2 protein-coding genes are annotated in these 2,441 nt (G+C 69.3%); one reads left to right on the top strand and one right to left on the bottom strand.

Annotated elements, in window-relative coordinates; genetic code table 11:
- Positions 1 to 54 precede the first annotated feature (54 nt).
- Entirely contained in the window at positions 55 to 1,095 is a 1,041-nt protein-coding gene (locus ACSW7Y_RS16990) for a LacI family DNA-binding transcriptional regulator (RefSeq protein WP_438127401.1), read from the bottom strand.
- Positions 1,096 to 1,275: 180 nt separating this feature from the next.
- Here ACSW7Y_RS16990 and chvE point away from each other — a divergent pair, with 180 nt between their 5' ends.
- A complete protein-coding gene (gene chvE / locus ACSW7Y_RS16985; RefSeq protein ID WP_438127400.1) occupies positions 1,276 to 2,409 on the top strand; it encodes a multiple monosaccharide ABC transporter substrate-binding protein in 1,134 nt (377 codons plus the stop codon).
- Positions 2,410 to 2,441: the final 32 nt, after the last annotated feature.

The raw sequence follows: 2,441 nt of genomic DNA, 5'->3' as shown, positions 1-2,441 counted from the left end.
ACCGACCTCGCACCGAACACACGCCACGCGCGCGGCGCACGCCGCGCGCGCTCGCTACGCGCTCCGCCGCACCACGAGCCCGGGCGCGATCAGCCGGTCGTCGTGGGACTGCCCCTCGACGAGCCGCCGCACCGAGGTGAGCACCCGCTCCCCCATCGCCATGAAGTCCTGCCGCACCGTCGTCAGCGGCGGCGTGAAGTGCGCGGCCTCCGGGATGTCGTCGAAGCCGACGACGGCGATGTCGTCGGGGACGCGGAGCCCCTCCTCGGCGAAGGCGTGCAGCACGCCGAGCGCCATCTGGTCGTTCCCGGCGAACACCGCGTCGACGGTGTGCACGTCGATCGCCTGCGCCGCGCGGAACCCGCTCGCGGGGGTCCAGTCGCCCTCGAGCACGACCGCCTCGAGCCCTCGGTCGGCCATGATCCGCTCGTAGGTCGCCCGGCGGACCTCGGACTCCTGCGACACCGCCGGCCCGGCGATGTGCACGATCCGACGGTGTCCCGCCGCGAAGAGGTGTTCCATCGCGAGCGTGGCGCCCGCGGCCTGGTCGATCGCCACGGCGGCGACGTTCGGTGCCGCTCCGGTCCGTTCGGCGTCGCGCTGCACGGCGTTCGCCACGACGACCGGCACCGACACGGGGACGGTCAGCGAGGCCAGGGCATCGAGCACCCGGTTGTCGGCGGCGACGAGCACCACGGCGGCGACGTCCTGCGCGAGCAACGACGCGAGCGCGCCGGATAGGTCGGCGGGCACCGGGTCCTCGGGCAGGGTCGACAGGAGCACGTGGTACCCGGCGGTGCGGGCGGCTCGTTCGAAACCGATCGCGGTGCTCGACGGCCCGTACAGGGCGTCGCCCGTGCTGACGAGGCCGAGCGCGCGGCTCCGACCCCCGGCGAGTGCCCGTGCGGCGGCCCGTGGGCGGTACCCGAGCTCGGCGACGGCGGCGGCCACCTGGTCGCGGAACTGCTCGCGGACGGTGGGATCGCCGTTGATGACACGGGAGACGGTCTGGTGCGAGACCCCGGCACGCTCGGCGACGTCGAAGATCGTCGGCGCCTTGCGGCGCTTGCCCTCGGGGGCCGTCGTGGTCGTCACGTGGGAAACCGTACCCCCGGAACGGGGCCCGCACGAAAGGTCGCGAAACGATCACGACGAGTTGACACCCCGTGAAACAACCCACATGATGTGAGCGCTCACTTTGAGCAGCACCCCAGGGGCACAGCAGCCCGAACCCAGCGCGTCGAGGACGACGTGAGAGGAACAAGAGGTACTTCGATGATGAAGCGCAAGATCGCAGCGGGGATCGTCGCCGTCGGACTGGCAGTCAGCCTGGCCGCGTGCTCCGCAGGGGGCCGTGGCGCCACGGGCAGTGGTGACGGCGGAAACGGCGACAACAAGGGCGCCCTCGTCGGCGTCGCGATGCCGACCAAGGTCTCGGAGCGGTGGATCAAGGACGGCGACGCCGTCAAGAGCGACCTCGAGAAGGCCGGCTACAAGGTCGACCTCGAGTACGGCGACAACAAGGTCCAGCAGCAGGCGCAGCAGGTCAGCAACATGATCACCAAGGGCGCGAAGGTCCTGATCATCGCGTCGATCGACGGTGGCGCCCTGTCCGACCAGCTCGACGCCGCCGCGAAGGCCGGCATCAAGGTCATCTCGTACGACCGCCTGCTCACCGGCAACAAGAACGTCGACTACTACGTGTCGTTCGACAACTACAAGGTGGGCGTCGACCAGGCCACGTCGCTCCTCACGGGTCTCGGCGTCCTCGACGCGGACGGCAAGAAGACCGGCAAGAAGGGCCCGTTCAACATCGAGGTCTTCGCCGGCTCGCTCGACGACAACAACGCCGGGTTCTTCTTCAACGGCGCGATGGACACCCTCAAGCCGTACCTCGAGGACGGCACGCTGAAGATCCAGTCCGGCCAGGACCAGCTCTCCCAGGCCGCGACGCAGCAGTGGGACCCGGCGACCGCCAAGGCCCGCATGCAGAACCTCATCGCGAAGTCGTACTCCGGCGGCACCACGCTGAACGGCGTGCTCTCGCCGTACGACGGCATGTCGATCGGCATCATCTCGGCGCTGCAGGGTGCCGGCTACGGCTCGGGTGACCGCCCGCTGCCGACGATCACCGGCCAGGACGCCGAGCAGGCCTCCGTCAAGTCGATCATCGCCGGTCAGCAGTACTCGACGATCTACAAGGACACGCGCAAGCTCGCGAAGCAGTCGGTCACCATGGCCGAGGACCTGCTGACGGGCAAGAAGCCCGAGGTGAACGACACCAAGAGCTACGACAACAAGGTCAAGGTCGTCCCGACCTACCTCTTCCAGCCGACGGTCGTCACGAAGGACAACTACAAGTCCGTCCTGGTCGACAGCGGCTACTACACGGAAGCCGACCTCAAGTAGCACGCAACCCACCTCACGGACCGGAGGCGCGG

The sequence above is a fragment of the Curtobacterium flaccumfaciens genome, from assembly GCF_051548005.1.
GTDB lineage: Bacteria > Actinomycetota > Actinomycetes > Actinomycetales > Microbacteriaceae > Curtobacterium.
This window is presented reverse-complemented; position numbering and strand designations above follow the sequence as displayed.